Annotated in this window: 7 protein-coding genes; all 7 read left to right on the top strand. The window is 63.2% G+C overall.

Features of this window, described 5'->3' with window-relative positions:
- Positions 1 to 192 precede the first annotated feature (192 nt).
- The 7 genes from EOA32_RS32070 to EOA32_RS32040 all read left to right on the top strand — a co-directional run bounded on the left by EOA32_RS32070 (position 193) and on the right by EOA32_RS32040 (position 5,934).
- Complete coding sequence (locus EOA32_RS32070; protein WP_128373869.1) at positions 193 to 1,155, top strand: zincin-like metallopeptidase domain-containing protein; 963 nt, start codon at positions 193 to 195, stop codon at positions 1,153 to 1,155.
- A gap of 145 nt (positions 1,156 to 1,300) precedes the next feature.
- Positions 1,301 to 1,708, top strand: a complete 408-nt coding sequence (locus EOA32_RS32065) for a DUF2958 domain-containing protein (protein ID WP_128373868.1) — start codon at positions 1,301 to 1,303, stop codon at positions 1,706 to 1,708.
- A gap of 86 nt (positions 1,709 to 1,794) precedes the next feature.
- A complete protein-coding gene (locus EOA32_RS32060; protein ID WP_128373867.1) occupies positions 1,795 to 3,525 on the top strand; it encodes a ParB/RepB/Spo0J family partition protein in 1,731 nt (576 codons plus the stop codon).
- A gap of 535 nt (positions 3,526 to 4,060) precedes the next feature.
- Positions 4,061 to 4,384, top strand: a complete 324-nt coding sequence (locus tag EOA32_RS32055; protein WP_128373866.1) for a DUF736 domain-containing protein — start codon at positions 4,061 to 4,063, stop codon at positions 4,382 to 4,384.
- Positions 4,385 to 4,544: 160 nt separating this feature from the next.
- Positions 4,545 to 4,790, top strand: a complete 246-nt coding sequence (locus EOA32_RS32050; RefSeq protein WP_071073348.1) for a helix-turn-helix domain-containing protein — start codon at positions 4,545 to 4,547, stop codon at positions 4,788 to 4,790.
- Entirely contained in the window at positions 4,787 to 5,335 is a 549-nt protein-coding gene (locus EOA32_RS32045; protein WP_128373865.1) for a S26 family signal peptidase, read from the top strand. Before EOA32_RS32050 ends, EOA32_RS32045 begins: the two co-directional genes overlap by 4 nt.
- Positions 5,323 to 5,934: a lytic transglycosylase domain-containing protein gene (locus tag EOA32_RS32040; protein WP_128373864.1), complete on the top strand. Its 612-nt coding sequence runs from the start codon at positions 5,323 to 5,325 to the stop codon at positions 5,932 to 5,934. The genes EOA32_RS32045 and EOA32_RS32040 overlap by 13 nt, the downstream gene beginning before the upstream one ends.
- The last annotated feature ends 2 nt before the right edge of the window (positions 5,935 to 5,936 follow it).

Raw genomic sequence — 5,936 nt, 5'->3', positions numbered from 1 at the left:
GTGTGGGCGGCTCTCCCTTCTAGGCCCGCCGCGGCGGCCCGCAACCCTTCGCTCGCGCTCCGGGTCCTCCACTTGCGTTCCGGTCCTTCGGATGCAGGCCACCTCTGACGGCGGGCCTTTCCGGTCGTTTTTCGCCGCCCACCCCGCTTTGCGGGGAAGGGCGCGGCGAGATTGGCGAGCGGAGATTTAATCATGCGCAAGACCGGCAAACATAGTGCTAGCGGAGAAGTTGGGGGCAAGAGGAACGAGCCGCTTAAGCGCAGCCTTTATTCCGAGATCACAGACCGCATCATCGCCGATCTGGAGCGCGGTTGCGTGCCTTGGGTGAAGCCTTGGGGCAGCGCCAAGGCCAGCCTTGGCCTGCCGAAGAATGCCGCCACGGGGCGCGGCTATTCCGGCATCAACATCCTGATCCTGTGGGGCGCGGTCATCGAACACGGCTATGCCGGCCAGAACTGGCTCACCTTCCGGCAGGCGCTTTCCCTTGGCGGCAATGTCCGCAAAGGCGAGCACGGCACGACCATCGTGCATGCCGATCGCTTCATCCCGAAAAACGAGAAGGAACGCGCCAAGGCGGAAGATACCGAGCCGCAGGCAGTGCCGTTTCTCAAGCGCTTCACCGTCTTCAATGTCGCGCAGTGCGAAGGCCTTCCCGATGAGCTTTACAGCCAGCCCGAGCCGCTGCCCGAACGCCACATCATCCCGCATGCCGAGGCGCTTGTTCGCAAAACCGGTGCCGATATCCGCATCGGCGGCGACCGCGCCTTTTACATGCCGTCTGCCGATTTTGTTCAACTGCCGCCGCAACCGGCCTTCTTCGAGCAGATCAACTATTACCGAACCTGCTTCCACGAGCTTGGCCATTGGACCGGGCACCCAACGCGGCTTGCGCGTGACCTCTCCGGCTCGTTCGGCACCAAGGCCTATGCGCGCGAGGAACTGGTGGCAGAGATCACGGCTGCCTTTACGTGCTCGAGCCTCGGCATCGAGCCGAGCGTGCGTCATGCCGACTACATCGGCTCATGGCTGACGGTTTTGCGCGAGGACAACCGCGCCATCTTCCGCGCCGCAAGCCATGCCTCGAAAGCCGCCGATTTCCTGCTGGCCTTCCAGACGGATGCCGAAACCAAGATGCGGGAAGGGATCGCGGCATGAGCGCTCCCGATCCCGTTGCGCTGCAGAGCGAGCCGGCGCCGGAAGGCGAGCAGATGCTCGATTTCGGCCTCTTCGATGAAGCCAAACGAAACCAGCTCGACCTGTTCTGAGCCAGTTCGACCTGTTCTGACAAGGAAGCTTTGCCATGATCCTGATCACCGACGAATTGCGCGCCCGCCTGCGCGCCAATGGTGCCGCCGAAATCGAAACCGACCATGTTCCGGTCGTCAAACTGTTCAATCCGGTCGGCGCCGCGATTTGGCTTCTGAGCGAACTCGACGCCGACGGCGACACGCTGTTCGGGCTTTGCGATCTCGGCTTCGGCTTCCCGGAACTCGGCAGCGTCAGCCTCGCCGAACTGCAAGCTGTCAAGGGACCGCTTGGCCTCGGCATCGAGCGCGATCTCTATTTTCGTGCGCGGTTTCCGCTCTCGGTCTATGCCGAAGCCGCCCGGATTGCCGGCCACATTACCGAAGCCGAGCGGCTTTTGCGACAGGCCGCCGCCGCTCTCGAAATCCCCACTCCCGAGCTTCCGCCAGACCGGGCGGAATGACCGCGCCGCCAGGCGCAAACATCCCGCCGCTCGGCCTGCGGCCTCGCGGTGGGGCTTTTAAAAGCCCAGACAAAGGAGAAAGACCCATGCAGCTTGCCCATATCTCCATCGACCAGTTGAGCGTTTCCGCCATCAACATGCGTCATTCAAAGCGCGCGCCAGACATATCCGACATCCTGCCGTCGGTCCGGGCGCGCGGCGTGCTCGTGCCGCTTCTGATCCGGCCCAATGGCACGCCGGACAGCTTCGAAATCGTCGCCGGGCGGCGGCGCTATTTCGCAGCCAAAACGGTCGCCGACGAGCGCGGCGAGGCCGAACCGCTGCCCTGCGCAATCATGGAAGAAGGCGACGACGCCGATGCGCTGGAGGCTTCGCTCATCGAGAACATCGCCCGCCTCGACCCTGATGAAGTCTCGCAGTGGGAGACCTTTACGCGCCTGATCAAGGAGGGCAGGGGCAGCGCCGACATTGCCGCCACCTTCGGCCTCACCGAGCCTCAGGTGAAGCGCATTCTGGCGCTCGGCAATCTGTTGCCGAAGATACGCGAAGCCTATCGCCGCGAGGAGATCGACACCGAAACGGTGCGCCATCTCACCATGGCTTCCAAGGCGCAGCAGAAGGACTGGCTGGCGCTCTTTTGCGATCCCGACAGCCGAGCCCCGCGCGGTTGGCAACTGAAGCAATGGCTGTTCGGCGGCCAGTCGATTTCGACCAAGGTGGCGCTGTTTCCAATCGAGGACTATCCCGGCCTGATCGTCTCCGACCTGTTCGGCGAGGACAGCTATTTCGCCGATGCCGACCTGTTCTGGCAAAAGCAGAACGAGGGCATTGCCGCCAGGCGCGAGGCCTATCTGGAGGCCGGTTGGATCGAGGTGGTCGCGCTCGAACCCGGCCAGTATTTCCATTCGTGGGACTACGCAAAGACGCCCAAGAAGAAGGGCGGCAAGGTGATCATCACCGTCTCGCAGCGCGGCGAGGTGGAATGTCATGAGGGCTACCTGTCGCGCAAGCAAGCGCGCCGCGTCCGCGCACAAGGTGAGTTTGGTGAGGAAGCCGAACCGCGTGTCAAACCGTCGCGTCCCGAGTTGAGCGGGCCGATGCAGAACTATGTCGATCTGCACCGTCACGCCGCCGTGCGCTCCGCCCTGCTCGATCATCCGGGCGAAGCCCTGCGCCTGATGGTGGCGCATGCGATTGTCGGCTCCAGCCTGTGGACGGTATGTCCCGAGCCGCAGCGCGCGGCCAACGAAACGGTGGCCGCCAGCATCGCCGCTTGCAAGGCCGAAGCCGTCTTCAGCGAGAAGCAACGGGAGGTTCTGACCCTGCTCGGTTCTGTCGACGAGGATGGTCCGGTGACCGGTGGCAATGGCGACGATTTCGCGCTGGCCAGCGTCTTTGCCCGTCTGCTGGCACTCCCTAACGACGATGTCCTGCGCGTTCTGGCGCTTGTCATGGCCGAGACGCTTTGCACCGGCAGCGCGATTGTCGAAGCGCTCGGCAATCATCTTGGCCTCGACATGCGCGGCCATTGGCAGGCCGACGATGCCTTCTTCGAGCTGTTGCGCGACAGGCAAGTCGCTACCGAAATCCTCGCCGACGTCGGCGGCAGACTCGTCGCCGATAGCAATTCTTCGGAAAAGGTGAAGACGCAAAAGAAGATCATTCGCGACTTCCTTTGCGGCGAGAACGGCAGGCAAAAAGTCGACGGCTGGCTGCCGCGCTGGATGGCATTCCCGGTGTCGAGCTACACGAACCGTGGCGGGTTCCGCACCGCCGATCAGTGGGCTAAGGTCCAGACGCTGTTCGTGTCAGAATGATCCTCGCATGGCGGCGGCGACGTTTTCTGGCGTCGCCGCTCGCGCCAACCGGGCAGCATTTGTCGCTCGGCACAAGTCTCCTGTAGAGCGCAGCGCCGGTCCGGTTTCAGCCGCGCGCACCGGCCGACGCAATTTCGAAAACACCCGGCCCGGTGGTGGCAATCTAGCGCTTTCTGACTGGCACGATAGCGCTGGCACGGCACTGGAGCGTCCGCAAACCTGTCCTCGGCCAACTTCTGCCTGGCAACCGCGACCGCGTCTTGGCGACTATCTCCAATGCTCGCGCCAGGACCATTCCCCTGCCGCTGGCTTGATGACCTATGGGCGGATCCGGCCCGCCCGAAACCCTCGGCCAGCAGCTTTTTTCCCCGCCGCCTGCGGCGGCTCCTCGCGCCCGCTTCGCTTCAAAAAAGCTGCCCGCTCGGGTCCTGCGCTGCCGCTGCGGCCCTGCGGGTTCAGCCGATCCAGACGCGCCCATCACGGTCCGCCATCGCAGGGGAATGGTCCCCGGCGACAAGCAAAAGGAGACTTTCAAATGACCGCGATCGGATACGTTACCAAGCAGGACAATGGCAGCTACAAGGGCCAGCTCAAGACGCTCAGCGTCCGCGCCGAGATCGCCATCGTGCCCAACCAGACAAAGAGCGTCGACACCCATCCCGACTTTAGGGTGCTGACCCAAGGCGTCGAGGTCGGTGCCGGCTGGATCAGGATCGGCGAGGCATCCGGCAAGGACTATGTGAGCCTGTCGATCGCAGCACCGGAGTTCGGCCCGAGAAAACTCTACGCCAATCTCGGCCGCGCCGCCGGCCAGGATGACGACGACACCTTCGCCATCATCTGGAACCCGGCCGACTGATGCAGCAGGCCCCCGCGCCACCGGCGCGGGGGCTCTTTCAGCCGAACTGAGCCAGCCCGCAGGGGCGGCGAAAACTCGCCGTTGACTCTTCGCCCGTCCCGCAAGCGCTTTTCCTTGCCGATCCTCTCCCCCGTCTTCAGCCGACGAAACGAGGATCATCATGGACGACGAAAACGAACGCGCCGCCCGCGCCAAGAAGGGCAGTCCCTTCCTCAACACAGCGCAGGCCGCCTTCTATATCGGGCTGTCGCAACGCACCTTGGAAAAGATGCGGCTCAAGGGCCACGGCCCAAAATTCCGCAAGCACGGCCGCTTCGTCCGCTACCACATAGACGAGCTCGACGATTGGTCGAAAGGCCAGCCGAAGGGCTCCGATGCCGATGACAATCGCGGAGGCCGGCCATGATCGCGCGGCCTTCTCTTCATCTGATCGGCAGCCGTTTGCGGCGCGTTCGCGCGCGCAAGACGCTTGCCGCGGCAAGCATCGGCCTTGGCCTGATCGGCTTCACCGCTTTCGTCAGGCCGACGCCCGTACTGGTCTGGAATGCCTCAGCCAGCGCGCCAATCGGGCTCTATGGCCTTGCCCTTGGTGCCGCTCGCGCCGGCGATTTCGTGCTTGTCCGCTTGCCCAAAATGGCCGCTTACCTCGCCGACCAACGCGGCTATCTGCCTCGCAACGTGCCGCTGGTGAAGCGTATCGCCGCACTGCAGCACGAGCATGTCTGCGCCTTCAATGACACCATCATCATCGGCGGCGAGATCGTGGCACGCCGCGTTCCGGTCGACACGCAAGGCCGAACCTTGCCTTGGTGGAACGAATGCCGGGCACTCACCGGCGACGAAGTTTTCCTGATCAATAGCGAGGCTTCCGGCTCTTTCGACAGCCGGTATTTCGGGCCGGTGCCGGCCGCCAATATCGTTGGGAGGCTCGTGCCGCTATGGACCGAGTGACCCTCCTGATTTTGGGCATGGTGTCGATTGCACCATGCGCCTGTTCCGCCGCGACCGGCGCACAGCCGGCCGTCATCTCCCAAAGTCCGCAGCTGGCAAGATGGCAAGAGTTCGTTGCCGAGGCAAGCCAGCGCTTCAATGTTCCACAGTCCTGGATTTATGCCGTCATGGATGCTGAAAGCCGGGGGCAGACCATGCTCAACGGTCGGCCGATCACTTCACGAGCCGGTGCGATTGGGCTGATGCAGGTGATGCCCGACACCTATGAGGAACTGCACGTCGAGCATGATCTCGGAGCCGATCCGCACGATCCGCGCGACAATATTCTGGCCGGCACAGCCTATCTGCGCGCCATGTATGATCGCTTCGGCTTTCCTGGGCTGTTCGCAGCCTACAACGCCGGGCCGGATCGATATCAGGCGCATCTGGAACGCGGGAAGCCGCTGCCGAGAGAGACAGTCTTGTATCTGAAACAGCTTAAGGCAGCGAGAATGTTGATCCAGGAAAAGGTGCGGATGGTGAAGCTGATCCAGAACGGCACGATGAGCAGGAGAAGCAGCAGCCACTTGTGCTTGAAGCTCGTCGCCCAGATGAAATAGGC

It is taken from the genome of Mesorhizobium sp. M1A.F.Ca.ET.072.01.1.1, from assembly GCF_004023325.1.
GTDB lineage: Bacteria > Pseudomonadota > Alphaproteobacteria > Rhizobiales > Rhizobiaceae > Mesorhizobium.
This window is presented reverse-complemented; position numbering and strand designations above follow the sequence as displayed.